Consider the following 25670-nt stretch of genomic DNA (forward strand, 5'->3'; position numbering starts at 1 on the left):
CTGCCGGTAGGACGGACGGGGTCAGCCGTCCCCGCCGTACGGAGCAGCGCACCCGTGAGCACCCGCGCCGTCCTTGTCGCCGCCCTGATCACCGGACTCCTCCTCGGCATCGTGGGAGCCAGAGCGGAAGACTCCAGTCACTCCCGTCCGAGCGGTTCCCTCACCGAGGCGGGCCATTAGGCTGCGACATTGCCGCGTGGTTCCTCCGTCCTCACCACGCGGCCGCCGAGCCGCCGTCGACGGAAGCGAGTGAACCTTGAACTTCCTCACCATCGGTCATCGCGGGGTCATGGGTGTCGAACCCGAGAACACCCTCCGTTCCTTCATCGCCGCGCAAGCCGCGGGCCTCGATCTCATCGAGCTGGATCTGCATCTGAGCAAGGACGGCGCTCTCGTCGTCATGCACGACGCCGACGTGGCCCGTACGACCGACGGCAAGGGACCGATCGCCGAGAAGACCCTCGCCGAACTGCGGGAGCTCGACGCCGGCCGCGGCGAGCGCATCCCGGTGTTCGAGGAGGTCCTCGACGCCGTGAAGGCGCCGCTGCAGGCCGAGATCAAGGACGTCGCGGCCGCGCGCGCCCTCGCCGAGGTCATGCACAGCCGTGACCTGGTCTCGCGGGTGGAGGTGATCTCCTTCCACGACGAGGCGATCGCGGAGATCGCGCGGCTGGTCCCCGGCGTGCGCACCGCGCTGGTCGCGAGCCGCTACGGCACCGACGTCGTGGAGCGCGCCACGGCCGTCGGCGCCACCACCCTCGTACTCAACATCCGGCGCCTGACGCTGGAGATCGTCGAGCACGCCAAGAAGGCCGACCTGCGGATCATCGGCTGGGTGGTGAACACACAGGACGATCTCCGCCTGGTGCGGGCGCTGCAGCTGGACGGGGCGACCACCGACTACCCGGAGATCAAGCGGACGGGCCGCTTCACCGCCTGATCGGGTCGCTGTCCGATCCGGCGGTGACCTGATCAGGCCGACGGCCTCAGGCCAGCGGCTTGACCAGCAGCTCGAACTCCAGGTCGTCGCGCTGCGGAATGCCGAAGCGCTCGTCGCCGTACGGGAAGGGGGTCATCTCTCCCGTACGGCGGTAGCCGCGCCGCTCGTACCAGGCGATGAGGTCCTCGCGTACGGAGATCACGGTCATGTGCATCGCGGGCACGCCCCACGTGGCGCGCGCCGTCCGCTCGGCCTCGGCGATGATCACCTTGCCGAGCCCCGCGCCCTGCAGGGCCGGGCTCACCGCGAACATCCCGAAGTAGGCGTGGTCACCGCGGTGCGCCAGCTGGCAGCAGGCGACGAGCGCGCCGTCCCGCTCCACGGCGAGCAGCCGGCTCACCGGCGACTCGATGACCTCGGCGACGCCCTGCGGGTCGATGCGCTGCCCTTCCAGGATGTCCGCCTCGGTGGTCCATCCGGACCTGCTGGAGTCCCCGCGGTACGCCGATTCGATCAGCTCGACGAGCGCGTCTATGTCGTCGGCGACTGCGTCACGGAAGGTGAGATCGCCGTGGGCGGGGCGGGTGGCGGTGTCCATGGACGTCGTTCTCCGATCGTGCGGGATCCTGGCGCGGCCTGGGGCACCGTCGAGCCTAACGCCCGGCTAGGGTGCGGCCGCATGGTGCATGTACTGAGCAGCAGGACTCTTCTCCACCCCACCGACCCCGAGCGCTCGCGGGCCTTCTACGGCGAGGCGCTGGGCCTCGCGGTGTACCGCGAGTTCGGCACGGGCCCCGAGCGCGGCACGGTCTACTTCCTCGGCGGCGGCTTCCTGGAGCTCTCCGGCCGCTCCCGGACGCCGCCCGCCCCCGGCCTCCAGCTGTGGCTCCAGGTGGCGGACGTCCACGCGGCGCACAAGGAACTCGCCGGGCACGGCGTCGAGGTGGTGCGGCCGCCGGTCAAGGAGCCGTGGGGGCTGGTCGAGATGTGGATCACGGATCCGGACGGCGTGCGGATCGTCCTCGTCGAGGTCCCGCAGGACCATCCGATCCGCTACCGGCCCGGGATCTGACCCGTCCCCGGTCGGCTGCGCGCGCCCGCTGGGTAGGACTCCAGGTGTCGGTGGCGGCCCGTCGCCCGGCGGGACGCCCGGTGGGGGGAGGCCGTATGGCAGGGCCGCTGCCCGAGGCGTTGTTCTTCGGCCGGAGGGACGAGCTGACGTGGCTGGAGGACCGGCTGCGCAGAGCCGCGCGGAGCGAGCCGCAGGTCGTCCTCGTCGACGAGCCCGCCGGGATGGGCAAGACCTCGCTCGTGCGGCGCCTGTGCGCCGGCCTGGACCCCGCCTGTCGCGTCCTGTGGGCCAGTGGCGGGGAGATCGAGACGGAGCTGCCGTACGGGCTCGCCGCGCGGGGCATGACGAACGGTCAGATCGCGCGCGAACTGCTGCTGAGCGTCAAGACCATCGAGTACCACCTCGGCAACACGTACACGAAGCTCGGCATCAACTCCCGCATGCGGCTTGCCGAGAAGCTCACACCCGGAACGTGATCTGCTGCGGGCGGACGCTCTCCGACACCACCCACACCTCGGCCTCCTCGTCCTGGGCGCTCTCCTGGTGCCGCCGCTGCGCGTCCATCCGGCGTTCGACCAGCTCCACTGCCGCCTTCAGCGCTCTGACCTCCGACTCCAGTGTCTCGACGCGGGCCAGCCGTGTGCTCAGCAGTTCCCAGTCCGCCCGCCGGATCAGCCTCATGTGTCCTCCTAGTCCTCCTTCTGGCGCTCCGCCCTCACGCTACGGAGGAAGCCGCGACGGCGCCCCGGTAAGTGCCCCGGGGACACCCCTAGGGCAACGCGGATACGGCTCACGGGTGGTTCTCCCGGGATGCGGGGGTACACGCCCCCGGGTACGGTCCGCAGAAGATCTTCCACGGCCTGGAGAGATACCCATGGCAGCTCCCCGGATCCTCGTCGTCGGCGGCGGTTTCGCCGGCATGGAATGCGCCCACAAGCTGGAGAGGAAGCTCGCGTCGCACGAGGCGGAGCTACGGCTGATCAGCCCCACCGACCACCAGCTCTATCTCCCGCTGCTGCCGCACGTGGCCTCCGGGGTCCTCACGCCGCAGTCGGTCGCCGTGCCGCTGCGCCGGATGCTGCGCCGCACGGCGATCGTGCCGGGCGGCGCCGTCGGCGTCGACACCGAGGCCAAGGCCGTGATCGTACGGAAGATCAACGGCGAGGAGGTCGTGGAGCGTTACGACTACCTGGTGCTCACGCCCGGCAGTGTCACGCGGCAGTTCGACATCCCCGGCGTCGACCGGTACGCGGTGGGCGTCAAGACGCTCGCCGAGGCCGCCTGGATCCGCGATCACGTCATCTCCCAGCTGGACCTGGCCGCGGCGAGCTCGCACCGCGAGGAGCGGGAGCAGCGGCTGCAGTTCGTGGTGGTGGGCGGTGGCTACGCGGGCACGGAGACGGCCGCGTATCTGCAGCGGCTCACGAGTGCCGCCGTCAAGCGCTATCCGGGGCTCGACCCCTCGCTGATCAAGTGGCATCTCGTGGACGTCGCCCCGAAGCTGATGCCGGAGCTGGGCGAGCGGCTCGGCGAGAAGGCCATGGCGATCATGCAACGGCGGGGCGTGCAGGTCTCGCTGGGCGTGTCCGTGGCCAAGGCCACCGAGGACACCGTCACGCTCACCGACGACCGCGTCCTGCCGTGCCGCACGCTGATCTGGACCGCGGGTGTCGCGCCCAGCCCGCTCATCGCGACGCTGGGGGCCGAGACGAACCGGGGGCGGCTCGTGGTCAGGGCCGATCTGACGGTTCCCGGGCTCGACGGGGTCTTCGCGCTCGGCGACGCGGCGGCCGTGCCGGACGTCGTCAAGGGCGGCGACGCGATCTGCCCGCCGACCGCGCAGCACGCCATGCGCCAGGGCTGGGCCGCCGCGAAGAACGTCGTGGCGGCGCTGCGCGGCTTCCCGCTCGCCGACTACCGGCACAAGGACATGGGCCTGGTCGTGGACCTCGGCGGCATCCAGGCGGTGTCGAAGCCGCTGGGGGTGCAGTTGACCGGCCTCCCCGCCCAAGTCGTGGCGCGCGGCTACCACTTGGGGGCGCTGCGCACGCTCACCGCCCGCTTCCGCACGGCCGCCAACTGGGGGCTCAACGCGGTCGCGGGCGACGACTACGTGCGTACGGGGTTCCAGGCACGGCGTCCGGCCACGCTCAAGGACTTCGAGCAGACCGACGCGTATCTGACGCCGGAGCAGATCAAGGAGCGGCTGGCCTCAGCGTGACGGTGCGGACGGTGTGCTTCTCGATCCGCTCCCGGGAGTAGAGCAGCGGGAAGGCGCCGTCGGCCGCCCAGTCGTCGAACAGGTCGGCGTAGTGCGGGCTGCGCGGATCCCCCGACTGGCCGGGGGAGTTCATCGCCACGGAGCCGTCCCAGGCGCCGACGTCGACGACCAGGCGGAAGGTGGCGCCGGTCGTCTGCCGGAAGCCGGGACCGTAGGCGGCGGCGCCGACCGTGTCCCCGCTGCCGCCGCGCGGCGCCGGTCCGACGCTCGTCCACGGCGGGGCGGGGCGGTCGCCGAGCAGCGCGGTGACGGGGTGGTGCGGGTGCGCGTGCAGGAGGTCGCCCCAGGCCCAGCCCTCGAGGTCGGGGCCGAGAAGTGCGCAGACCTCGCCGACGGCGGCGGCCAGCGTGGCGCGCAGCAGCTCCGGGTCGGGGTCCTCGGCGAGCAGGGCCAGGTCGACGCGGGGGTCGGCGGCGACGTCCTCGGCGGGCAGGACGCGGGCGAGGGCACGGGCCAGGGCTGGGGCGCGCGGCTCCTCGGGGGCCAGGCCCTCAAGTGCCCGCCGCAGCACGGCGGGGCGCAGATGCCGCCGGTACCAGACTTCGAAGAGCGCGGCGGCCGCGGAGTCCGTCGTCAGGCGTGCGTCCCAGCCGCGGAGCAGGTCGAGCGCGGCGTCCACCGGGGCGTCCGCGCCGTCGACGCCGGCCAGCAGCTCCTGGATGTGCCGTGCGGGCAGGCTGAGTCGGTCCGTCTGGAGGCGTACACAGTCCTGGACCGTCCAGTCGGCGCGCGCGGCGAGGGCCTCACTGATGCGGTCGTGGCGCGTGGGGGCGTACCAGTCGTACGTCACCGTCCTGCTGTCGTTCGGGTACGCGGGCGGCAGGTTCATCTGGTTGGCCGTGGCGAGCCAGCCGCGCTCCGGGTCGCGCTCCGACGGCAGGTCGCCCGCGTCGAGGAAGCCGTCCCACTCGTACCGCCCGTCGCCGGGCACGGGCAGGGTGCCGTCCCAGCCGCGGCGCACCGGGACGCGGCCCGCCGGGCACCAGCCGATGGTGCCGTCGGGGGCGGCGTACACCTGGTTCTCGCCGGGCGCGCCCCAGCGGCGCATCGCGGCCACGAAGGCGTCGGGGTCGCGGGCCCGCAGGTAGTCCATGCTGCCGAGGTAGGGGGCCATACCGGGGCCGAGCCAGGCGGCGCGGACCGCGAACGCGGCGTGCCGCTCGGGCCGTTCGCGGATCACCGGGCCGTGCCGGGTGAACCACAGCTCGGCGGTGACCGGTGCACCGCCGCGCACCGGGATCTCCTCGCTGACGCGGGTCATCGGCTCCCAGCGGTCCTGGTACCGGTACTCGTAGGGATTCTCCGGGTTGGTGCGGTAGACGTAGAGGTCCTCCTGGTCGATCGGGAAGATCGTCAGACCGAACGCGATGTGGCCGTTGTGGCCGATGGAGATGCCGGGCAGCGCGGGCTCCCCCGCCCCGATGACGTCGATGCCGGGCGCCGAGAGGTGCGCGAGGTAGCGCAGGGCGGGCAGGGTGACGGCGCGGTGCGGGTCGTTGGCGAGCAGGGGGCGGCCTGTGGCGGTGCGGGAGGGGGCGAGCACCCAGTTGTTGGAGCCGTCCAGGCCCTGGCGCGGCGCCTCGTCCACCGCCCAGGGCGGGGTGGTCGCGAGCGTGTGGACGTGCAGGACGTCGTCGGGGACGACGGACAGGTCGAGGCCTTCGGGGACACGCAGCCGGTGGGGCGCGGGTTCGCGGCGCCTGCGCAGCTCCTCGACGTCCGGGCCGTGGTCACGCAGGGTCAGGGCGCGGGCGACCTCGTCGTGGAGGTTGTACTGCAGGCCGTGGCTGCGGATGCGGGCCACGTCGGAGGGCTCCCAGTAGCTGGGCTCGTACCCCAACAGGGCGAATTCCGGCGGGCTTTGGCGGGGATCCCTGCGGCACAGGGCGACGTAGGCGTTGACGCCGTTCACGAACGCCGTCGTGACGCGCTCGGCGTCGGGGCCGTAGGCCTGCCACTCCTCCGCCATGTCGCCGCGGTAGAGGAACAGGCGGGCGGCACGGTCGTGTTCGACGTACGCGTCGCCCCACACCTCGCTGAGCAGGCCGAGTCCGCGGCGGCGCCACAGGTCGAGCTGGAAGAGGCGGTCGCGGGCGGCGTTGAAGCCCTGGGCGAGGAACAGGTCGTCCTGCGAGGCGGCGTACAGGTGGGGGACGCCCCACCGGTCGATCAGGATCTCCACGGGCTCGGCGAGCCCGGGCACGTCGAAGTCCACCGCTTCAGAGGACCCGCTCATCGTGTCTCCTTCGCTCACGGGTTGAACTTGCCTTGTACATACGCGTGTTGACGGTCGCCGATGGCGCCGGGGCGGGGCATCACACGGTCGGGTCGTACCGCCCGTCGACCGCGGTCCAGCCGCCGTCGACGGTGAGCACACTGCCGGTGACGTAGGTGGCCGCGTCGGAGACGAGGTAGGCGACGGCGCCGGCGATCTCCTCGGGCCGCGCCCACCGTTTCAGCGCGGAGGCCTGGGCGTACGCCTCGTACCAGGCCGGGTCGGCGGCGATCTGGTCGGTCAGCGGGGTGCGGACGACGCCGGGCGCGACGGCGTTGAACCGCACCCCGTGCGGGCCCCACTCGGCGGCGGCCGTCCGCAGCAGCTGGATGAGCCCGGCCTTCGACGCGGCGTACACGCTCTGCCCCGGCTCGACCTGGAAGGCCCGCATGGACGCGAACCCGACGACACTGCCACGGCCGCGCGCGGCCATGCCGGGGGCGACGGCCTGCAGGAGCGTGAGATGGGCGCGCAGATTGAGCGCGACGACGCGGTCGAAGTCGGCGAGGCCGTAATCGACGATGCGCTTGCGCACGTTGACCCCCACGGTGACGACAAGCCCGTCGAGCGCTCCCCAGGCAAGGGCCGCCTCCCGCACGGCGTCGGGGTCGAGGACGTCGAGGAGGTAGGGGACGGCGGTGCCGTGGGGACGGGCCGGCGCCGCGGCTCCGGAGGGAGAGAGGGCCTCGGAGGAACGGAGGGCTTCGGCACCGCCCTCCGCGTCGGATTCGCCTCGGGTGGCGGCCCCGGATCGAACACCGGCCCCGGATCGGGCCGCGACCGCACCGCCGCCCGACACCCGCCTGGGCCGCGCGGGGTTGTCCGGGGCGCTGTGTGCCGGGCCCTCGGCTCCCTGTCCGCGTGCGGCAGTCGGCCCTGCCCCGCCGCCGCGGGCCAACCGCACCGTCTCCGCCGTGCCCTCCTCGTCGCGGTCCGCCACGACGACCTCCGCGCCCTGGGCCACCAGCGCCCGGACGGTTTCGTGGCCGATGCCGCTCGCTCCGCCGACCACCGCGACGCGGCGGCCGTCCAGACGGAACAGGTCGGCGTAGTTCATGGCGTGCTCCCTGGCGTCCTCCACGGCCCTCTGCCTTTCCCTCGTCCCACGGGCCCGCGCCGCCGCCTCAGCCGGCGCGGACGACCGTCATCCGCGTCACCGTCAGTTCCTCGATCGCGAAGCGCGGGCCCTCGCGGCCGATGCCCGAGTCCTTGACGCCGCCGTAGGGGGCGATGTCGCTGCGGTAGCCGGGGACCTCGTTGACCACGACGCCGCCCGCTTCCAGCTCCCGCACCGCGCGGAAGGCGGCGCCCAGGTCACGGGTGAAGACCGCCGCGTGCAGGCCGTAGCGGCTCGCGTTGACGACGTCGTACGCCGTGTCCAGGTCCGGCACGGCCCGCAGGCAGACGACCGGGCCGAAGATCTCCTCGTCCCAGGCGGGTTCCCCGTCCGGCACGTCCGCGAGGAGCGTCGGGGCGAGGCAGCGCCCCTCGCGCGTGCCCCCGGCGATCACGCGGGCGCCCGCCGCGCACGCCCGCTCCACCCAGTCGGCGACCCGCTCGGTGGCCGCCTCGTCGATGAGTGCGGAGACCCGTGTGCCCGCGTCCCTCGGGTCGCCCACCGTCACCTCCGGCAGCCGCTCGGCGATCTTCTTCTCCAGGGCATCGGCGACCGCCTCGACGGCGACGACCCGCTGCACGGAGATGCACGCCTGCCCGGACGCGTAGTACCCGCCCCGCAGCACCGCGTCCGCCGCCGCGTCGAGGTCCGCGTCCGCCGCGACCACGAGCGCGGCGTTGGAGCCGAGCTCCAGAACGACCTTGCGGGGCGCGGCGTCGCGCGCGATGCGGTGGCCGACGGCCGCCGAGCCGGTGAAGGAGACCGCGGCGACGTCGGGGTGCGTGGTGAGCGCGCGGCCCACCTCCGCGTCCCCGGTGACCAGTTGGACCGCCCCGACCGGTGCGCCCGCGGCGGCCAGACGTTCCCTGACGAGGTGGACGAGGCGCAGCGTGGCGAGCGGTGTCGCGGGCGCCGGCTTGACGATCACCGGGCAGCCCGCGGCGAGTGCGGGCGCGATCTTGTGGGAGGCCAGCAGGACGGGGTAGTTGAACCCCGCGATGCCGACGACGACGCCGACCGGCCGCCGGGTCCAGAACCCGAACAGCCCCTCGCCGGCGGGCTGGACGTCCAACGGCACGGTCTCGCCGTGCAGATGGGCCACTTCGTCGGCGGCCGCCTGCCAGGTGGCCACGGCCCGCCGCATCTCGACCTCGCAGTCGACGCGCGGCTTGCCGGTCTCCAGGACCAGGAGGTCGACCAGGCCGGGCAGCGCGTCCGCGAGCGCCTGGGCGACCTCGGCGAGCACGCGCCGCCGCGCGTGGGCGGGCAGCGCGCCCACCTCCTTGCGGACGCCCGCCGCGTGCTCGACGGCGCGCCGCGCGAGCCTCTCGTCGCCGACGGGGGCGGAGCCGATCTCGCTACCGTCGTAGGGGAAGGTGACGGCCCGTCGGGCGGGCGCCGGAACCCAGGCGTCGCCGACCGGGAGCCCTTCGGGGTACGTCACTTGGCGCCCCCGGCGAGGAACGCGCGGGCCGCGGCCGCGTACACACGGGTGTACTCGCCGATCTCGCGCACCTCGACGTACTCGTCCTTCTGATGGGCGATCCACTTGCCGCCGGGGCCGTAGACGACGGTGGCGAGACCCGCGTCGCGGGTGAGGATCGTGCCGTCCGTGGTGCCCGGCACGGCACCGAACGCCGGTGCTTCGCCGTGTACTTGGCGGTGCCCTTCGACCAGGGCGGTCACCACGGGGTGGTTCTCGGCGAGCTCGACGGCGGGCCGGTCGTCGACCACGGTCAGGTCGACGTCCACGCCGAACGCGGCGGCGGCTCCCTCGGCCGACTTCCTTACGCGGTCGATGAGTTCGGCGTGGTCGACACCGGGGACGGTGCGGACGTCGACGCCGACGACGGCGTGCGCCGGGATGACGTTGAGCTGGTCGGGGTCGCCGCCGAGCAGCACGGTCGGCGTGACGGTGACGTGGCCCGCGTACGGATGCGTGCCGTAGTGCCCCTCGGCCCACTCCTGGACGCCGCCGAGCGCCTCGACGACGCGCGCGCCCGCCGCGATGGGGCTCCTGGCCTCCTGCGGCATCGCGCCGTGCGCCATCACGCCGTGCAGGTCGATCCGGAGCCGGATGCCGCCGCGGGCGCAGGCACACACCTCGTACCCCTCGGGCTCGCACACGATGACACCGTCCACGGCGCGCGCGAGCGGCGACGCGGCGAACGCCTTCGCGCCGAGCATCAGCCCTTCCTCGTCGCACAGCACGCCGACGACGATCCGGCCGGGGAAGGGGCCCGCGAGCTGCAGGGCCCGCACCGCGTAGATCATGGCCGCCACACCGGACTTCATGTCGGCGGCGCCGCGCCCCCACAGCTTTCCGTCGCGGATCTCGGCGCCGTACGGGTCGACGCTCCAGTCGGCGGCATCGCCCTCGGTGACGACGTCGATGTGCCCCTCGAACATCAGGGTGGGTCCGTCGCCTCCGCCGCCCTCGACGACGGCGACGGTGTTGGGCCGCCCCGGGGCGACCTCCACGACCTCGTACGCCCAGCCGAAGTCGTCGAAGAGGCGCTGGACGAGGAGGGCCGCGGGCTGCTCGACCTCGGTGGCGCCCTCGGCATTGACGGTGCGCAGCCGCACCAGGGCCCGGGTGAGGGCGATGGCGGCTTCGGTGTCGACGACGGGGGCGGTCGGGGGTGCGGTGGCCATGGAGAACCTCCAAGTCGTCCGGCTGGTCGGCGCGTCGACCGCCGACGCCGCCGGGACGCCCCCTGGGCAGGTCGACCGGTCAGCTGGTCAGACCAGTTGAATTCCCGTACTCTGCCGCCACGTTCAGCCCGGGTCAACCATCAGATCTTGGTCGGCCCGTGTCGACCGCGCACCGTGGAGGGGCGATGGCCACCGACGACCTCTTCCGGCCCGTGCGCGCCTACCAGCGGGTGGCGGAGCAGATCGAGGAGCGGATCCTCAGCGGTGAACTCCCGCCGGGGGCACGGCTTCCCGCCGAGCGCGACCTCGTCGGGCGGTTCGGTGTCGGACGCTCCACGGTCCGCGAGGCGCTGCGCGTGCTCCAGTCGGCGGGCCTGATCAGGTCGCGCCCCGGCGACCCGCTCGGCGCCGAGGTGCTCGGCGTCTCACCGGACCAGCTCAGCCAGGCGCTGGGCCGCCTCACCCGCTCCCATGTCGCCTCGCTCGGTGAACTGGTGCGGTTCCGGATGGTGTTGGACGCGGAGAGCAACCGCCTGGCGGCGCGGCTGCGCACGCGGGAGGACCTGGCACGGATGCGGGAGCGGATCGCCCGCATGGAGGAGCTCGCCGCCTCGCCCGCGGGGTCGCACGCCTTCGGCGAGGCCGACGCGCTGTTCCACCGCGCCGTGGCGGAGGCGAGCCGCAACTCCCTCCTGTGCCTGTGCGCCCGCGCCGTGCACGAGGCGGTCGTCGAGGTCATCGAGAAGAAGATCGCGGGGGCGACGGACCCGACCCCCTGGATGAAGCGTTCGATCGCCCACCACCGCGAGCTGCTCGCCGCCGTCGAGGCGGGCGACGCCACGGAGGCGGCCCGCCTCGGCCGGACGGCGCCGCACGCGTACTACGCGGAGCATGTGGAGCCGGAGGCGCGGGAGTTGCCGGCAGCGACGGCGGCGGACGACTGACACCGCTCCCCGGCCACCCCTCGCCGACGTCCCCGCTGGGCCCCCTCAGCCCCTGCGCACCCCGAGCCGGCCCTCCAACTGGGCCAGCAACTCCCCCAGAAGGCCGCTCAGTTGCCCCTGTCCGTCGCCGTCGAGCACGGACAGGACGACCGTCTCGTACGCGAGCTGCTCCGGCAGGACCGTGTCGACCAGGTCGCGCCCGGCGTCCGTGAGCCGGACGTGCGCGACGCGGCGGTCCCGGGCGTCGGCCCGGCGGTCGACCAGCTCCCGCTCCTGGAGCTGTTTGAGCCGCTTGGTGACCGCGGCCCCGGAGGAGAACGTCTCGCGGGCCAGCTCCCCCGGCGTCAGCTCGTGCCCGGTGCGGCGCAACGCGCCGAGCAGGTCGAACTCCGCGCGGGTCAGGCCCACCCGGCGCAGCGGGGCGTCCTCGGCCTGCTGGAGGAGGGCCGCGCAGCGGTTGATGCGGCCGATCACCTCCATCGGCCCGGTGTCGATGTCGGGGCGCACCGTCTGCCACTGCCGCACCACCGCGGCCACGGTGTCCCCACCGCGGCCCGCCACCGGACCGTTCTCTCGTGTCATGCTCGTGCGCCCTCCCAGGCGTCGGCGGCTCCCGCGCGGGCCCGCGTCCCCTGTCCGTTCTCACCGCTCCGTCGTCGGACCGTCGCCGCGAGCGTACGGTGTCCGGCGCGCTCGGCGTCGACCACCCGCTGCTCGGGCAGGGCGCGCTGCCACCATTCCCCGGCGGCGGCGTCGGCCGCGTCGCGCAGATCGACGAGGGCGGCGGCGAGCCCGCGCCCCGCCGGATCGACCGCGCCCGCCCCGGAGAGGGCGGCCTCGGCGCGCTCCCTGGCGCGGTCGGCGGCCTCGATGGCGCGCTCGATCCGGTCACCGGCGCGCCGGTTGGTGACGAGTACGGCGGCGGCGACGCCGAGCGCGGCGCCCACGAGGGTGTCCACGACGCGTTCGACGATCAGTTCGCCGGGCTGCTGGAACCGCGCGAACTCGGTGACGAGCAGCGCCATAGGCGTCACGCACAAGCTGCCCAGCCAGTAGTTCCTGCTGATCAGCGCCTCCGCGCCGAAGGCGAGGGCCAGGCAGCTGACGATGAGCTCGGCGTGGCCGAGGTGCGCGAACGGCGCGATGGCGGCGAAGGCGAGCACCCCGACGAGGTTGCCGACCACGCGCTGCACGCCGCGGTTCCAGGTGAGTGTGACGTTGGCCTGGTAGAGGGAGGCCGCGGTGACCAGCGCCCAGTAGGGGCGGCCGATGCCGAGCGCGAGCGAGGCGTATCCGGCGAGGGCACAGCCGACGGCGGTGCGCAGCGCGATGGGCAGCAGCGGGGAGCCGGGGGCGACGCGCCGCCACAGCGACACCCCGGGCCCGGCGAGTTCGGCGTCCACGCCGAGGAGTTCGTCCTCCTCGCCGGGGCGTACGTCGCCGGGGCGCGGGACGGCACCCGTGCCGCGCAGCCCCGCCGCCCAGGAGCGCAGGGTCGCGGGGTCCGCGGCGGCGGGCGCGGCGAGGGCCTCCTCGGCGCGGACGACGAGGCGGGCCAGGGCGCGCCGGGCCGCGGCGCCGCGGCCACCGGTGGCGAGCAGGGACTGCCAGGCGGCGTGCACGGCTCCGGCAGCGGCGGCGCGGGCCTTCTCCGCGGCGGGCCCGGAGTCCTGGGCCGCCTGGATCTCGGCGTACGCGGCGGCGGCCCGGAGGGCGCGCCCGGTGGCGCGGCGCTCGGGCCCGTGCGGCCGCACCAGCGCGGGGGCCATGCCGACCAGCCAGGCGACGGCACCGCCCGCGACGGTGAGCGCGACGTGGCCGGGGACCTGCCCGAGGCTCTGCGGGGCGAAGAGGCTCGCGGAGCTGATGAAGGTGAAGATCAGATGGCCGGGCGGCCCGATGCGGGTGGCGTCGCAGAGCGTCTTCTGCGCGGCGGCGAGCACCGAACCGACCGCGACGAGGACGACGGCGGAGCCGGTGAGCGAGGCGGTGACCAGCGCGACGGCGATGCTCGCGGTCATCCCGGCGACGACCCAGGCCAGGGCACGGGCCCTGGCGGCGTAGGGGAGGTTGTGGGCGTACAGGGCGCAGAACGATCCGGCCATCGTGTACATCACGAGGTCGAGCCGCCCGAGGGCGAGCAGCGTCAGGTTCGGTATCGCGGTGGCCACGACCACGCTGGACGCGGGCTTGAACCAGATGTCGGACGGCTTGCCCGGGCGCAGCACGCCGGCGAGCGGGAGTCGGCGGACGCGGACGGGGCGGGGGGACGGGGACGGCGGTGCGCTGCTCATACCGGGAAGGTTAGCAAGTAATTTACTTACAAAACACTTGGAAAAGATCAATGCTTTCCAGCGGCCACCGCTCCCCCGTGCTCCCCGTGCACCCCCGTGCGCTCGCGTACGCCATCGCGGGCCCGGGCATCGACCCGACGACACCGTCGACAGGGGGAGGTGCGCGGTGCACGGACCGGCGCAGGCCGCCTGGCTGCTCGTCGCGCTGTGCGCGGCGGCCGGGGCCTACTGCCTGCTGAGGATGCGCAGCACGATCGAGGAACAGCGCCGCACGGCCGGCGGCGACGCGCTCATGGGGTTCGGGATGGCGGTGATGGCCGTACCCGCGGCCGTGGTCGCCCCGCCGCGCTGGGCCTGGCTGGTCTACGCCGCGGTGTTCGGCACGGCCGCGCTGCGCGCCGTCTGGGCGGCCCGCACGGACCGCCACCACCTCCACCACCTGATCGGCGCGTTCGCCATGGTCTACATGTCGGTGGCGATGCTCACGGCCCCCGGCGCACACGCGGGGCACGGGGGCGCGGGCAGTCCGCCCCTGACCGGCGCGCTCCTTGCCTACTTCGCCGGTTACGTCCTGTGGGCGGGCGCCCGCCTGGCCCCTCGGACGGCCGCGCCGGCCACGGCCGGCCCAGCCGTACCGGGCTGGGGCGACCGCCCCGAAGTCGCCCTGGCCTGCCGGGTGTCGATGGGGATCGGGATGCTGGCGATGCTGTTGACGCTGTAGGGGCGGGAGTTGCCCCCGGGTCGGACCCGCGCGCACCCGGCGGCGAAGACTCGGCGACCGCCCCGCCGGAGTCGAAGGCTCAGTGGCCGATCAGCGCGGGCAGTGCGATCAGGCCGTCGATCTGCCAGTCCGCCGCGTCCAGCACCGCCTGGTCGTCCGCCCAGAAGTGGCCCCACGGGCCGCGGCGGATGTGCGCGGTGCGCAGGCCCGCCTGGTGCGCGGGGAAGACGTCGTGGGCGGGGTGGTCGCCCACGTAGAGCGTCTCGGCGGGGCCCGCCTGGGCCACTTCGAGGACGCGGGCGAAGAAGGCGGGGTCCGGCTTCGCCACGCCCCAGTCGCCCGAGGTGACCACCAGGTCGGCGGGCAGGTCGAGGTTGCGCAGCAGTTCGCCGGCGCGGGCGGTCTGGTTGCCCGCGACGATGACGCGCACGCCGTTCCGCCGCAGGCTGCCGAGGGCGGGCCGCACGTCGGGGTAGAGGTCGGTCTCGTCGAGGTGCTCGCCGCGGCCCGCCGCCTCGCGCGCGTGGTACGCCGACGCGACGTCCATGTCCGGGCTGATGAGCCGCAGGGCGTCGGCGCCGTCCCCGCCCCGCGCGACGACGGCGCCGACCAGCGCGGAGACGGTGTGCCGCGGGACCTGCAGCCAGTCCGCCCAGGCGGCCCAGTAGCGGTCGTCTTTGGTGAGGGTCTCCCCCACGTCGAACACGATGGTCTCGATCATCGTCAGCACGCTACTGCGTCGCGCGGGCCCGACCGGCGGTCGTCACCCGTACGGGAAACGCACCCGTGTCGGCCGAGGGGACACATCCCCTCGTCGGCCGTGGCGTCCGTCACTTGAGGTGACAGCCCATACCCTCCGGCAGCCCGCCCCTCATAGGCTGGGCGCCATGATGGTCCCCGTCGCGCTGTTGCTGCTGGGCGCCCTGACAGCCCTCGTCGCCCCCCGGATGCTCGCACGGGCCGACTGGCCGGAGCGCGAACCCGTGGTCGCGCTGTGGGCGTGGCAGTGCGTGGTGGCGGGAGTCCTGCTCTGCTGCGCGCTCTCCATGACGCTGAGCGCCGCCGCCGCGTGGCAGGCCGTGCGCGGCCATCTCTTCGCACCCGCCCCGCACGCCGTCGTCGAGGCGTACGCCCTGCAGGCGCCGGGCCCCTGGGCCGCCGCCACCGCCGTGACGCTGGCCTGCGGCGGCGTGTGGACCGCCGCGATGCTGACCAGGGAGATCGCCCGGGCGCGCACCCGGCGGGCCGCACGGCGGGCCGAACTCCTCGTGCGCGCCCCGCTGTTGCCGGGCGAGGAGCCGGGCGCCGACCGCCTGGTCGTCCTGGAGGGCGAGCGCCCCGACGCCTGGTGGCTGCCGGGCCAGGCACCCCAACTGGTCATCACCACGGCTGCGTTGCGCCGCCTGAAGGGCCGTCAGCTCGACGCCGTGCTCGCGCACGAGCAGGGCCACGCGCAGGCGCGGCACGACTGGCTGCTGCACTGCTCGGGCGCGCTGGCGACCGGTTTTCCGCAGGTGCGGGTGTTCGCGGCGTTCCGTGACGAGATGCACCGCCTGGTGGAGCTCGCCGCCGACGACGTCGCCTCGCGCCGCTTCGGCCGTCTGACGATCGCCCTCGCCCTGGTCGAACTCAACGAGGCCCGCGGCGTGTTCGGCCCCTGCCCGACCCCGCAGGCGCACGTCCCGCAGCGCGTGCACCGGCTGCTCGCGGCCCGACCGCGCCTGACCGCGGGGCGCCGGCTGCGGCTGACGGCGACCGCCGCGCTCGTACCGGTCATCCCCGTCCTGGTCACCTTCGTCCCGGGGCTGCGCGCGCTGGGCTAGCCCATACGCGCGCGGCGCGCCCGGGATGGCCCCACCCCCGTCCCGTCGGCGAGGATCACTCCATGCACCCCGCGCCCCTTCAGTGCCCGCCCCGTCCGCCCGGCTCCCGGGCCGCGCTCGCCGCCGCGGTCCTGTGCGTGCCGTCGATCCTGCTGCTCCTCCTGGTCGAGCTGGAGTGGAGCCCTCTGCTCTCCCTCGACGGCGACATCGCGCGCACCACCCACCGCTGGGCGGTCGACGACCCGGACGCCACACAGGCAAGCCGCGTCCTCTCCGACTGGGTGTGGGACCCCTGGACGATGCGGGCGCTGTGCGCCGTGGCGGTGATCTGGCTCGCGGTGCGCGGCGCGTGGTGGCTCGCGCTCTGGCTCGCGGGCGCCTCCGCGCTGGGCTCGGTGGTGCAGCAGTCGCTCAAGGCCGCCGTGGACCGGCCGCGGCCGGCCTGGCCCGACCCCGTGGACTCCGCGCACTACGCGGCGTTTCCCTCGGGCCACGCGATGACGGCGACGGTCGTCTGCGGTCTGCTCCTGTGGCTGCTGCGCTCCCACGGCGCGGGCCCCGCCCTGTGGCGCACGGCCCTGGCCCTCGCCGCGGTCTCCGTCGTGGGGGTGGGCCTGACCCGGATCTGGCTGGGCGTGCACTGGCCCTCCGACGTCCTCGGCGGCTGGCTCCTGGGCGCCGTGACGGTGGCCCTCGCCGTCGCGACGTACGCGTACGGGCCCGGCAGGCGCACCACGGGCGGCACTTGACCGCGCATCGGCCGGTCCCGGAGGATCCTGGGCATGACGATCAAGGGCGTGCTCTTCGACTTCTCCGGAACCCTCTTCCGCGTCGAACCGACCGAGGCATGGCTGCGGGCCGTGCTCGGCGACCTTGACGTCTCCTTGCCGGAAGCGGAGTTGAAGCGCACCGCCGAGGCGCTGGAGCGGGCGGGCGCGCTCCCCGGCGGGGCCTCGCCCGTCACCGTCCCCGAGCACCTGGCCGCGCACTGGGCGGTCCGCGACGAGAGCGCCGAGCTGCACCGCGCCGCGTTCACGGGCCTCGCCCGCGAGGTGCCGCTGCCCGACCCCCGGCTGTACGACGCCCTGTACGCACGCCACATGGCGCCCGCGGCGTGGCGCCCCTACGGCGACACGGCGGAGGTCCTGGCCGGTCTGCGCGAGCGGGGCGTCGGCGTCGGGGTGGTCAGCAACATCGGGTGGGACCTGCGGCCCGTCTTCCGCGCGCACGGCCTCGACCCGTACGTCGACGCGTACGTCCTGTCGTACGAGCACGGGATCCAGAAGCCCGACCCGCGCCTGTTCGCCCTGGCCTGCGACGCGCTCGGGGCCGATCCGCGCGACGTCCTGATGGTGGGCGACGACCGGCGGGCCGACGGCGGCGCGGCCGGTCTGGGGTGCGCGGTGCACTTCGTCGAGCACCTGCCGGCCGACGGGCGCCCGGACGCCCTGCGCCCGGTGCTCGACCTCGTGGGGTGAGGGCTCAGCCCTCCTCCGGGCCCTTCGGGCCACAGGGGCCCGTGTGGTCGCAGTACGGCTGGTTTCCGCTGCGCCCGCAGCCGCACAGCGTCACCCTGGTCTCGTACGAGGCCTCTGCGTCCCCGGCGGCGACTCGCAGGGCTCCCCGCATCACGATCCTGCCGTCCGCGAGCCGCTCCACGGTGGTCTGTGGCGGCGGCGCCTCGGTGGTGCCGTCGACCAGCCGGTACTGGAGCGCGCCGGAGGGGCAGCGCCTGACCACCTCGGCGACCTCGTCGGCGGGCGCCGCGTCCGGCTGGATCCAGGGGCGCCTGCCCGTGTCGAAGACCTGTGGAAGCCCGCGCACGCACTCGGCGGCGTGGATGCAGCGCCCCGCGTCGAAGGTGACGGTGATGACGGCGCCCCGGTACGGCCTGCCCCGCTCGGCTGCCACGGCGGGCTCACCGAGCCGGCGCCGCGGTCACGACTGGTACCCCTCGACCTGCACGGACGGCCGCACCGCCGCGTCGTCGGGGTCCTCGCCGAACTCGGCCTTGGCGCGCCGCTGCCGCAGCAGGTCCCAGCACTGGTCGAGCTCGCGCTCCAGGACACCGAGCCGTTCGCGCTCCGTGGGCCCGTCGATCCGCCCGGCCGCGAGGGAGTCGCGCAGCTTCTTCTCGTCCTCGACCATGGCCGTGATCCGGGACAGGATCTGCTGTTGGTCCATGTCAGTCAGCCTCCTCGGCCCCCGGCCCACTGTAAGGAGGGCGGGCCGGATCGGCGAGGAGAGCGAGGGCGGCCGTGTTCCGCGCAACCGCCTGTGAGCAGGCAACACTCCCCCGCGGTGTTGCCTGCTCGCAGGCCGCCCCGGCCCGTGCGTGAGCTCGCACGAAATCTCGTGCGACAGCTCGCACGAGAGCGCGTACGGCACTCCGGTCCGGGACGCGCTGAGTATATTGGCTCGGAGCCAGTCAACGCAGGAGTTACAGGATGTCCCCGCGTAGCCCGTCGGTCAACGAAGAGCTGCGCAGGCGTTCCCGGGAACGGCTGCTGCAGGCCACGGTGGAGCTGGTCGGCGAGCGCGGGTACGAGGCCACGACGCTCGGCGACATCGCGGACCGGGCCGGCGCGGCCCGCGGCCTGGTGTCGTACTACTTCCCCGGCAAGCGCCAGCTGCTGCAGTCGGCGGTACACCGGCTGATGAACCGGACGCTGGAGGCGGCGCTCGAACGGGAGCCGCGCACCGATGACGGGCGCGAGCGGCTGGCGCGGGCCATCGACGCGATCCTGGGCCTGGCCCGCGACGAGCCGCTCCTGATGCGCACGCACATGGCGGGAATCCTGCAGGCGGAGGGCTTCGTGCAGTGCCCCGAGCAGCAGCGCCTGGCCGAGCTGCTGCGCGACACCGTCGTGCGCCACGGCACCGCGGACGTCGACCGGGACTATCCGCTGCTGCGGGCGCTCCTGATGGGCGCGGTCTTCGCGCTGCTCATCCCGGGGGCGCCGATGCCGCTGGTGGCGCTGCGGGCCGAGCTCTTCCAGCGGTACGACCTGGACTGGGAGCTCGGTGTCCCGCCGAGCGGCACGCCGCCCGGCGGAACGTTTCTCACCGATCAGCCGGAGTAGCGGATCAGTCGAAGCAGCCGGTCAGTCGAAGTACTCGGGCTGCGTCTGGACGTTGAGCTCGCGCAGCCGGACCTTCCGCGCGGGGTCGGTGCGCCTGTCGTCGATCTTCAGGACGTCGAGTCCCTTGGCCATGTCGTTCGAGTAGATCCGGCCGTTGTAGTAGTACGCCGACCACGAACCGGCAGTGACGATCCTGTCGGTGGCGAGCGGGCCGCGCTCGAAGTAGCCGATCTCCTTGGGCTTCGTCGAGTCGGTGAAGTCCCAGACGGAGACGCCGCCCTGGTACCAGGCCTGGACCATGAGGTCCTTGCCCTTGACCGGGATCAGCGAGCCGTTGTGGGCCACGCAGTTCTCGGTGTCGGCCTGGTGGCGATCGATCTTGAAGTAGCTCCTGAGGACCAGCTTGCGCTTGTCCCCCTTGCCCTTGATGTCGTAGATGCCGTTGGCGCCGCGCTCGGGACCGGTGGCCTCGTTGCAGGTGGCGCCGGAGCCGCCGCCCAGCTCGTCGGTGAAGACGACCTTGTCCGCCTTCTGGTTGAAGGTCGCCGAGTGCCAGAAGTTGAAGTTCTTGTTGTCCTGGACCCGGTCGATGATCTTCGGGTTCTCCGGGTCCTTGACGGAGAACAGGATGCCGTCGCCCAGGCAGGCGCCCGCCGCGAGGTCCTCGGAGGGCAGCACGGTGATGTCGTGGCAGCCGGTGGTCTTGGAGACGCCCGGGTTGGTGGGCCCGCCCGGGTTGCCGCCGCCGTCGGGGCCCTCACCGGGGAAGAGCACGGGGAAGTTCACGACCGCGGCCTTCTGCGGGGCCTTGCGCGGCACCTTGATGATCGAGATCCCGTCGTGCGGCGGCTTGCAGTCGGGGAACGCCGCGTTCGGGCCGTACGAGGAGACGTAGACGTAGACGTTCCTGCGCTCCGGCACCAGCGTGTGCGTGTGGGAGCCGCAGGCGGTCTCGACGGCCGAGACGTACCTGGGGTTCGCCTTGTCGCTGATGTCGAAGATCTTCATGCCCTCCCAGGAGGACTTCTCCGTCGCGGGCTGCGTGGTGCTGTTGCAGGAGTTGTCGCTGCGCGAGGAGTCGGTGGAGAGGAAGAGCAGGTTCCCGGAGACGGAGACGTCGTTCTGCGATCCGGGGCACAGGACCTGCGAAACGGTCCTGGGGGCCTTGGGGTTGCTGATGTCGTAGATGCGGAAGCCGTCGTAATTTCCGGCGAAGACGTACTTCCCCTGGAAGGCGAGGTCCGTGTTGTGGCCGGGCAGCGCGTCCTTGGGGATGTTCGCCAGGTGCTCGATGTTGTCCGAGTGGACGACCTCGTCGGGGGCGGGTATGTCGCCCCGCTCGATGGCGTCCCTGGTCTCGGCGGCGTCGCTCTTGGAGACGCTCTTCGGGACGGCGGGGGTGTCGCCCGGCTCGGGGACGGCTCCCGCGGGCGCGGCGGTGAGCAGCGCGGCGAGCAGCCCGGCCGCGGCAGCTCCGACTCCCAGGCGTCTGCGCCGAGTTCGGGGGTTGTTCAACAGGGTCACTGCGTCCTCCCTTGTCGCCGTTCGCAGTCGAACGGATCACGGACACCCGCAGTATCGTGCTCATCATGCACAGATCAATAGAGGGCAACGTTCCCGTAACGAGCCTGTCAGCACACGGGTGTTCGGCCGAGCACCGGTAGACGTGCCGGGACGGAACCCAACTCCCCCACATCCCATAGGAGGTCGCAGTGCTCAACCGTCGTACGTCCGCCGTCACCGCGCTCATGACGACAGCCGTTGTCCTGCTCGGGGGCTGTGACTCCGAGGGGGGCGGCGAGGGCGGGCCGGACGCCGGGAAGAAGGCGGCGCCCGGCCCCTCGGTGATCGCGCCGGGCAGACCGGGCGAGAGCGCGGCGACGCTGTCCGCGCAGGACGCCGCGGAGCGGAGGGTCGACGACGACACCCCCAACGCGGCCGACTTCACGTACACACAGATGATGATCGTGCACCACGGCCAGGCCCTGAAGATGACCGAACTCGCCCCGAAGCGGGCCGAGTCGGGCCGCCTCAAGCGGCTCGCGTCCCGCATCAGCGCGGCACAGGGGCCGGAGATCGGCGCGATGAAGGGCTGGCTGAAGACCCACGGAGGCCCACGCGAACACGCCGGGCACGACCACGGATCGATGCCGGGCATGGCCACGGAGGCGCAGCTGGAGCAGTTGCGCGCGGCGAAGGGCAGGGCGTTCGACGAGCTCTTCCTGAAACTGATGATCACGCACCACACCGGCGCGGTCACGATGGCCGCGGACGTCCTCTCCGAGGGCAACAACATCCAGGTCGAGGAGATGGCGAACGACGTGATCGCACAGCAGTCGAGCGAGATCAGCAGGATGCGGAAGCTGGACTGAGGACGCCACTTCGCGGTCGCGGCGAGGCAGCGCCGCGGGTTCGTGGTCGCGCCGAAGTGCCCAAGCGCCGCGGGTTCGCGGTCGCACCGAGGTGCCCATCAGCCGCCGGCGCGCCGAGGTACCGCCCGCCTGCGGTCGCGCCCGAGGGCCGACCGTCCGGGGGGGGCGAGGGAGGCGGTTATCTGCGGTTGTGGCGTGGGGCCAGGTAGCCCGCGTCTCGTGCCGCCGCGATCAGTTTCAGGGACTTGCGGCGGCTTCGGCCCGTCGCGCACATCACGGCCAGCACCGGGTCGCGGCCCTCGTCCTGCGCGGCGCGGTACGCGTCGGCCACGATGCGGCGCCCCTCGCTGCCGCGCGGCCAGGCCGGGCGGGCGCGACGGGCCGCGGAGGAGTCCTGCGGGCAGTCCGCGAGGTCGTCGCCCCACGGTCGGCGGCCCCCGGTGCCTGCCGCGTGCTGCTCCGCCACCACGCGGCAGGCGTCCTCCAGGGGGCGTTCGATCCAGTCGGCGAGCGCGGCGAGGTCGTCGAGGGAGAGCGGAGGCTGGGCGCGCAGGTCCTCGATGGCGATCCGGCCGTGCGCGACGACGGCGAGCACGTCGACGGCGGCGCCGTCACCGAAGGTCAGCCGGACGTGGAACCACGGCGGAAGGGCGTCACCCCGAGGCCCCTCGCCCCACTCCGCCGCCGCGGAGCCGTGCCCCTGCAGCTCCCAGGTCGGCCAGACCGAGACCGCGGCGTCCGGTCGATAGTGATCAGGAACATCAACAAATGAGCTATCGAGCACAGGCGCACGTTATCGACGCAGTCGCATTTGATCAGGAAAGGCGCGCACACGGACATCGAGGAGGCGACGACGGGCACCCTGACAGCGCACGCCCGCCCGGCGCACTCCCCGCCGCCGCACGGTCACGACCCGCCGCACACCCCTGACATCGCCCACCCCGCGGTGCGATCCTGAGACCGTCCCGGGGTCACCTCGCGGAAGGAGCACCGCCGTGCTGCAGGTCGCCGTCGTCGGATCGGGTCCCAGCGGGGTGTACGCCGCACAGACCCTCGTCCAGCAGGACCGGGTTCCGGACGTGCGGGTCGATGTGCTCGACCGCCTCCCGTGCCCCTACGGCCTGGTCCGCTACGGCGTCGCGCCGGACCACGAGAAGATCAAGTCCCTCCAGAACAACCTGCGTACGGTCCTCGAACACGAGCACGTGCGCTTCCTCGGCGGCATCGACATCGGCCCCGCCACCCTGCCTCCCGACCGGCTGCTCGGCCTCTACCACGCGGTGGTCTACTGCGTCGGCGCGGCGGCGGACCGCAGGCTCGGGGTGCCCGGCGAGGACCTGCCCGGCAGCCACTCGGCGACCGACTTCGTCTCCTGGTACAGCGCGCACCCCGACGTGCCGGACGCGGACGGCTTCGAACAGGACGGTTTCGTACGGGGCGTGGAGTCCGCCGTCGTGATCGGCGTCGGCAACGTGGCGGTGGACGTCGCCCGGATGCTGGCCCGCGGCGTGACCGAACTGCGGCCCACCGACATGCCGGACGCGGCGCTCGGCGTGCTCGCCGGCAGCCGGGTGCGCGAGGTGCACATGATGGGACGGCGCGGCCCCTCGCAGGCGCGGTTCACCACCAAGGAGCTGCGGGAGCTCGGCTCGCTCCCGGACACCGAAGTCGTCGTGGACCCGGCCGAGTTGGCGCTCGACCCCGCCTACGTCGACCCGACCGGCCTGCCCGCGGCCAGCCGCCGCAACGTGGAGGTGATGCGCGGCTGGGCCGAGCGTCCCGCACGGGACCTGGCCCGGCGGATCAACCTGCGCTTCTTCCTGCGGCCGGTCTCGCTCACGGCGGGGCCCACGGGCCGCGTCGCCGGCGCGCGGTTCGAACGCACGCTGCCGGACGGCCGGGGCGGCGTGACGGGTTCGGGACGTCACGAGGACATCGCGGCCCAACTGGTGCTGCGCTCGGCCGGCTACCGCGGAGTGCCCATCGAGGGGCTGCCGTTCGACCCCGGGCGGGGCACCGTGCCGCATGCCGCGGGGCGGGTGCTGCGCGGCGGGGCGCCGTCGGCGGGCGAGTACGTCGCCGGGTGGATCAAACGCGGCCCGACCGGCGTGATCGGCACCAACCGTCCGTGCGCCAAGGAGACGGTGCTCTCACTGCTCGACGACGCCCCCGAACTCGTACGCAGGGACGTTCCGCGGGATCCGCTGGCCGGGCTCAGGGCCGCGGGGCTGCGGCCCGTCGAGTGGTCGGGGTGGCTGGCGATCGAGCGCGCCGAGGCGGAGCTCGGGCGCTCGCTCGGGCGGGGCGTGGTGAAGATCCCGGACTGGGCGGGACTGCGGGCCGCGGCGCGGGGCGCAGGGGGCTGAGCCCGGCGGCCGGTCAGCCCTCGGCGCCGAGCCGGTCCGCCTGGCGGGCCGCCGCCGCGAGGACGCTGTCGAGCAGGCCGGGGAAGAGCGCGTCCAGGTCGGCGCGGCGGAGCACGTTGAGCTTGGCCGTGCCGCGGTAGATCTGCCGGATGACGCCGCTCTCGCGCAGCACCCGGAAGTGGTGCGTGCAGGTGGACTTCGTGACCGGCAGCGCGAAGTACGAACAGGAGAGCCCGTCCGCACCCTCCTCCCGCGCCAGGGCCCGCACCACCCGCATCCGCATGGGGTCGGCGAAGGCGTGCAGCACGGCTTCGAGGCGGATGTCGTCGGGCTCGGGGTGGGCGAGCGTCCTGCTGCTCGCGCTGCCGGTCGCGGCGGCGGTCGTCATGGCGGCTCCACTTCGTCCTGGGTCCCTGATCGCTTCGTCCTGGGTTCCCTGATCGCGGGCTCCCGATCCTGCGTCCCGAATCCGGCGCCCCTGATGCTGCGTGCCATTGTACGAGAGTCTTCGTAGTTTGACAGTCGCCGTACTACGAGGTCTATCGTACGAGCAGCACTTCAGCCATGCCGCACCCCAGCCGTGCAGTACCGCAGCCATGACGCATGGCCCTGACGAATGGAGGCCGCCGTGAGCGCGCTGTTCGAGCCGTACACCCTGCGATCGCTGACGATCCCGAACCGGGTCTGGATGCCTCCGATGTGCCAGTACTCGGCGGCGCCCGACGGACCCGAGGCGGGCGTCCCGCGGGACTGGCACTTCGCGCACTACGCGGCGCGCGCCGCCGGCGGCACGGGCCTGATCGTCGTCGAGGCCACGGCCGTCAGCCCCGAGGGCCGCATCAGCCCCTACGACCTGGGCATCTGGAACGACACGCAGGTCCAGGCGTTCCGCCGCACCACCGACTTCCTCAAGAGCCAGAACACCGTGCCGGCGATCCAGCTCGCCCACGCGGGCCGCAAGGCGGCGACCGGCCGCCCCTGGCAGGGCGGCGCCCCGGTCGGCCCGGACGCGCACGGCTGGCAGCCGGTCGCCCCCAGCGCGGTCGCCTTCGACGAGAACCACCCCGTGCCGACGGAGCTGACCGTCGAGCAGATCCGTGCGGTCGTCGGGGAGTTCGCCGACGCCGCGCGGCGCGCCCTTGACGCCGGGTTCGAGGTCGCCGAGCTCCACGGCGCCCACGGCTACCTCATCGGCGAGTTCCTCTCCCCGCACTCCAACAAGCGCACCGACGAGTACGGCGGCTCGTACGAGAACCGCACCCGTTTCGCGCTCGAAGTGGTCGACGCGGTGCGCGCCGTGTGGCCCGACGACAAGCCCCTCTTCTTCCGCATCTCCGCCACCGACTGGCTGGAGGAGGCGGGTTGGACGCCGGACGACACCGTGCGCTTCGCCCGCACCCTCAAGGAGCACGGCATCGACCTGCTCGACGTGTCCACGGGCGGCAACGCGGCAGGCGTCAGGATCCCCGTCGGGCCGGGCTACCAGGTCCCGTTCGCCGCGCGTGTGAAGGCCGAGACGGAGCTTGCGGTCGCCGCCGTCGGTCTGATCACCGAGGTGGCGCAGGCCGAGAAGATCCTCGCCAACGGCGAGGCGGACGCCGTCCTGCTCGGCCGTGAACTGCTGCGCGACCCCTTCTGGGCGCGGCGCGCGGCGCGCGAGCTCGGCGCCGACGCGCAGGTGCCCGACCAGTACCGCATCTTCGTGTGAGCGATCGGCCGTCCCCCGT

Annotated in this window: 28 protein-coding genes; 14 read left to right on the plus strand and 14 right to left on the minus strand. The window is 73.5% G+C overall.

The features are described 5' to 3' along the window. The first annotated feature begins 54 nt into the window (after positions 1 to 54). A complete protein-coding gene (locus tag ACZ4D5_RS16050) occupies positions 55 to 180 on the plus strand; it encodes a hypothetical protein (protein WP_467772971.1) in 126 nt (41 codons plus the stop codon). Positions 181 to 256: 76 nt separating this feature from the next. Further along, positions 257 to 940 carry a glycerophosphodiester phosphodiesterase gene (locus ACZ4D5_RS16055; protein WP_467772972.1) on the plus strand — a complete coding sequence of 228 codons (684 nt, stop codon included), beginning with the start codon at positions 257 to 259 and terminating at the stop codon, positions 938 to 940. A gap of 46 nt (positions 941 to 986) precedes the next feature. Here the strand turns inward: ACZ4D5_RS16055 and ACZ4D5_RS16060 are convergent, their stop codons facing one another. Next, positions 987 to 1538, minus strand: a complete 552-nt coding sequence (locus ACZ4D5_RS16060) for a GNAT family N-acetyltransferase (RefSeq protein WP_467772973.1) — start codon at positions 1536 to 1538, stop codon at positions 987 to 989. Positions 1539 to 1619: 81 nt separating this feature from the next. On the opposite strand from ACZ4D5_RS16060, the gene ACZ4D5_RS16065 reads away from it, so the two are divergent. Then, entirely contained in the window at positions 1620 to 2012 is a 393-nt protein-coding gene (locus ACZ4D5_RS16065; RefSeq protein WP_467772974.1) for a VOC family protein, read from the plus strand. Between the two features lie 95 nt (positions 2013 to 2107). Next, complete coding sequence (locus ACZ4D5_RS16070) at positions 2108 to 2488, plus strand: response regulator transcription factor (RefSeq protein ID WP_467772975.1); 381 nt, start codon at positions 2108 to 2110, stop codon at positions 2486 to 2488. On the opposite strand, the gene ACZ4D5_RS16075 is transcribed toward ACZ4D5_RS16070, so the two are convergent. Continuing rightward, on the minus strand, positions 2472 to 2693 hold the full coding sequence (locus ACZ4D5_RS16075; RefSeq protein WP_467772976.1) for a hypothetical protein: 222 nt from the start codon (positions 2691 to 2693) through the stop codon (positions 2472 to 2474). The two genes, ACZ4D5_RS16070 and ACZ4D5_RS16075, sit on opposite strands and share 17 nt — an antisense overlap. 193 nt (positions 2694 to 2886) lie before the next feature. On the opposite strand from ACZ4D5_RS16075, the gene ACZ4D5_RS16080 reads away from it, so the two are divergent. After that, positions 2887 to 4233: an NAD(P)/FAD-dependent oxidoreductase gene (locus ACZ4D5_RS16080; RefSeq protein ID WP_467772977.1), complete on the plus strand. Its 1347-nt coding sequence runs from the start codon at positions 2887 to 2889 to the stop codon at positions 4231 to 4233. Here ACZ4D5_RS16080 and ACZ4D5_RS16085 read toward each other — a convergent pair. The 4 genes from ACZ4D5_RS16085 to ACZ4D5_RS16100 all read right to left on the minus strand — a co-directional run bounded on the left by ACZ4D5_RS16085 (position 4208) and on the right by ACZ4D5_RS16100 (position 10340). Further along, entirely contained in the window at positions 4208 to 6529 is a 2322-nt protein-coding gene (locus ACZ4D5_RS16085; protein ID WP_467772978.1) for a penicillin acylase family protein, read from the minus strand. The two genes, ACZ4D5_RS16080 and ACZ4D5_RS16085, sit on opposite strands and share 26 nt — an antisense overlap. 79 nt (positions 6530 to 6608) lie before the next feature. After that, entirely contained in the window at positions 6609 to 7625 is a 1017-nt protein-coding gene (locus ACZ4D5_RS16090) for an SDR family NAD(P)-dependent oxidoreductase (protein ID WP_467772979.1), read from the minus strand. Positions 7626 to 7692: 67 nt separating this feature from the next. After that, the gene (locus ACZ4D5_RS16095) at positions 7693 to 9129 is read right to left on the minus strand and encodes an aldehyde dehydrogenase family protein (protein WP_467772980.1); all 1437 of its coding nucleotides are present in this window, start codon (positions 9127 to 9129) and stop codon (positions 7693 to 7695) included. Beyond that, entirely contained in the window at positions 9126 to 10340 is a 1215-nt protein-coding gene (locus tag ACZ4D5_RS16100) for a M20 family metallopeptidase (RefSeq protein WP_467772981.1), read from the minus strand. The genes ACZ4D5_RS16095 and ACZ4D5_RS16100 overlap by 4 nt, the downstream gene beginning before the upstream one ends. Positions 10341 to 10525: 185 nt before the next feature. Between ACZ4D5_RS16100 and ACZ4D5_RS16105 the strand changes: the two genes are divergently transcribed. After that, positions 10526 to 11284, plus strand: coding sequence for a FadR/GntR family transcriptional regulator (locus ACZ4D5_RS16105; RefSeq protein ID WP_467772982.1), 759 nt, complete (start codon positions 10526 to 10528; stop codon positions 11282 to 11284). 45 nt (positions 11285 to 11329) lie between these two features. Here ACZ4D5_RS16105 and ACZ4D5_RS16110 read toward each other — a convergent pair whose 3' ends face one another. Both ACZ4D5_RS16110 and ACZ4D5_RS16115 read right to left on the minus strand, forming a co-directional pair. Beyond that, positions 11330 to 11866, minus strand: a complete 537-nt coding sequence (locus ACZ4D5_RS16110) for a MarR family winged helix-turn-helix transcriptional regulator (RefSeq protein ID WP_467772983.1) — start codon at positions 11864 to 11866, stop codon at positions 11330 to 11332. Next, on the minus strand, positions 11863 to 13578 hold the full coding sequence (locus ACZ4D5_RS16115; RefSeq protein WP_467772984.1) for an FUSC family protein: 1716 nt from the start codon (positions 13576 to 13578) through the stop codon (positions 11863 to 11865). Before ACZ4D5_RS16115 ends, ACZ4D5_RS16110 begins: the two co-directional genes overlap by 4 nt. Positions 13579 to 13744: 166 nt before the next feature. Here ACZ4D5_RS16115 and ACZ4D5_RS16120 point away from each other — a divergent pair, with 166 nt between their 5' ends. Beyond that, positions 13745 to 14299: a DUF5134 domain-containing protein gene (locus ACZ4D5_RS16120; RefSeq protein WP_467772985.1), complete on the plus strand. Its 555-nt coding sequence runs from the start codon at positions 13745 to 13747 to the stop codon at positions 14297 to 14299. A 79-nt stretch (positions 14300 to 14378) separates the two neighbouring features. Here the strand turns inward: ACZ4D5_RS16120 and ACZ4D5_RS16125 are convergent, their stop codons facing one another. Continuing rightward, positions 14379 to 15020 (minus strand): HAD family hydrolase, encoded by a 642-nt coding sequence (locus ACZ4D5_RS16125; RefSeq protein ID WP_467772986.1) that lies wholly within the window; start codon positions 15018 to 15020, stop codon positions 14379 to 14381. A gap of 166 nt (positions 15021 to 15186) precedes the next feature. Between ACZ4D5_RS16125 and ACZ4D5_RS16130 the strand changes: the two genes are divergently transcribed. From ACZ4D5_RS16130 to ACZ4D5_RS16140, 3 genes are all read left to right on the plus strand, one after another. Then, positions 15187 to 16122 carry a M56 family metallopeptidase gene (locus ACZ4D5_RS16130; protein WP_467772987.1) on the plus strand — a complete coding sequence of 312 codons (936 nt, stop codon included), beginning with the start codon at positions 15187 to 15189 and terminating at the stop codon, positions 16120 to 16122. A gap of 62 nt (positions 16123 to 16184) precedes the next feature. After that, positions 16185 to 16871 (plus strand): phosphatase PAP2 family protein, encoded by a 687-nt coding sequence (locus ACZ4D5_RS16135; protein WP_467772988.1) that lies wholly within the window; start codon positions 16185 to 16187, stop codon positions 16869 to 16871. A gap of 33 nt (positions 16872 to 16904) precedes the next feature. Further along, the gene (locus ACZ4D5_RS16140) at positions 16905 to 17600 is read left to right on the plus strand and encodes an HAD family hydrolase (protein WP_467772989.1); all 696 of its coding nucleotides are present in this window, start codon (positions 16905 to 16907) and stop codon (positions 17598 to 17600) included. A gap of 4 nt (positions 17601 to 17604) precedes the next feature. Here ACZ4D5_RS16140 and ACZ4D5_RS16145 read toward each other — a convergent pair whose 3' ends face one another. Both ACZ4D5_RS16145 and ACZ4D5_RS16150 read right to left on the minus strand, forming a co-directional pair. Beyond that, positions 17605 to 18033, minus strand: coding sequence for a (4Fe-4S)-binding protein (locus tag ACZ4D5_RS16145; protein ID WP_467772990.1), 429 nt, complete (start codon positions 18031 to 18033; stop codon positions 17605 to 17607). A 27-nt stretch (positions 18034 to 18060) separates the two neighbouring features. Then, entirely contained in the window at positions 18061 to 18306 is a 246-nt protein-coding gene (locus ACZ4D5_RS16150; protein WP_467772991.1) for a DUF2630 family protein, read from the minus strand. A 263-nt stretch (positions 18307 to 18569) separates the two neighbouring features. Here ACZ4D5_RS16150 and ACZ4D5_RS16155 point away from each other — a divergent pair, with 263 nt between their 5' ends. After that, positions 18570 to 19205, plus strand: coding sequence for a TetR/AcrR family transcriptional regulator (locus ACZ4D5_RS16155; protein WP_467772992.1), 636 nt, complete (start codon positions 18570 to 18572; stop codon positions 19203 to 19205). 21 nt (positions 19206 to 19226) lie between these two features. Here ACZ4D5_RS16155 and ACZ4D5_RS16160 read toward each other — a convergent pair whose 3' ends face one another. After that, positions 19227 to 20729, minus strand: a complete 1503-nt coding sequence (locus tag ACZ4D5_RS16160) for an LVIVD repeat-containing protein (protein WP_467772993.1) — start codon at positions 20727 to 20729, stop codon at positions 19227 to 19229. A 224-nt stretch (positions 20730 to 20953) separates the two neighbouring features. Here ACZ4D5_RS16160 and ACZ4D5_RS16165 point away from each other — a divergent pair, with 224 nt between their 5' ends. Beyond that, positions 20954 to 21577 (plus strand): DUF305 domain-containing protein, encoded by a 624-nt coding sequence (locus ACZ4D5_RS16165; protein ID WP_467773040.1) that lies wholly within the window; start codon positions 20954 to 20956, stop codon positions 21575 to 21577. Between the two features lie 178 nt (positions 21578 to 21755). Here ACZ4D5_RS16165 and ACZ4D5_RS16170 read toward each other — a convergent pair whose 3' ends face one another. Continuing rightward, complete coding sequence (locus tag ACZ4D5_RS16170; protein WP_467772994.1) at positions 21756 to 22361, minus strand: DUF6214 family protein; 606 nt, start codon at positions 22359 to 22361, stop codon at positions 21756 to 21758. Positions 22362 to 22572: 211 nt separating this feature from the next. Between ACZ4D5_RS16170 and ACZ4D5_RS16175 the strand changes: the two genes are divergently transcribed. After that, positions 22573 to 23943, plus strand: a complete 1371-nt coding sequence (locus ACZ4D5_RS16175; protein WP_467772995.1) for an FAD-dependent oxidoreductase — start codon at positions 22573 to 22575, stop codon at positions 23941 to 23943. A gap of 13 nt (positions 23944 to 23956) precedes the next feature. Here the strand turns inward: ACZ4D5_RS16175 and ACZ4D5_RS16180 are convergent, their stop codons facing one another. Continuing rightward, on the minus strand, positions 23957 to 24331 hold the full coding sequence (locus ACZ4D5_RS16180; RefSeq protein ID WP_467772996.1) for an ArsR/SmtB family transcription factor: 375 nt from the start codon (positions 24329 to 24331) through the stop codon (positions 23957 to 23959). A gap of 240 nt (positions 24332 to 24571) precedes the next feature. Between ACZ4D5_RS16180 and ACZ4D5_RS16185 the strand changes: the two genes are divergently transcribed. Further along, complete coding sequence (locus tag ACZ4D5_RS16185; RefSeq protein WP_467772997.1) at positions 24572 to 25651, plus strand: NADH:flavin oxidoreductase/NADH oxidase; 1080 nt, start codon at positions 24572 to 24574, stop codon at positions 25649 to 25651. The last annotated feature ends 19 nt before the right edge of the window (positions 25652 to 25670 follow it).

This window comes from Streptomyces sp. NPDC025651 (assembly GCF_055558735.1).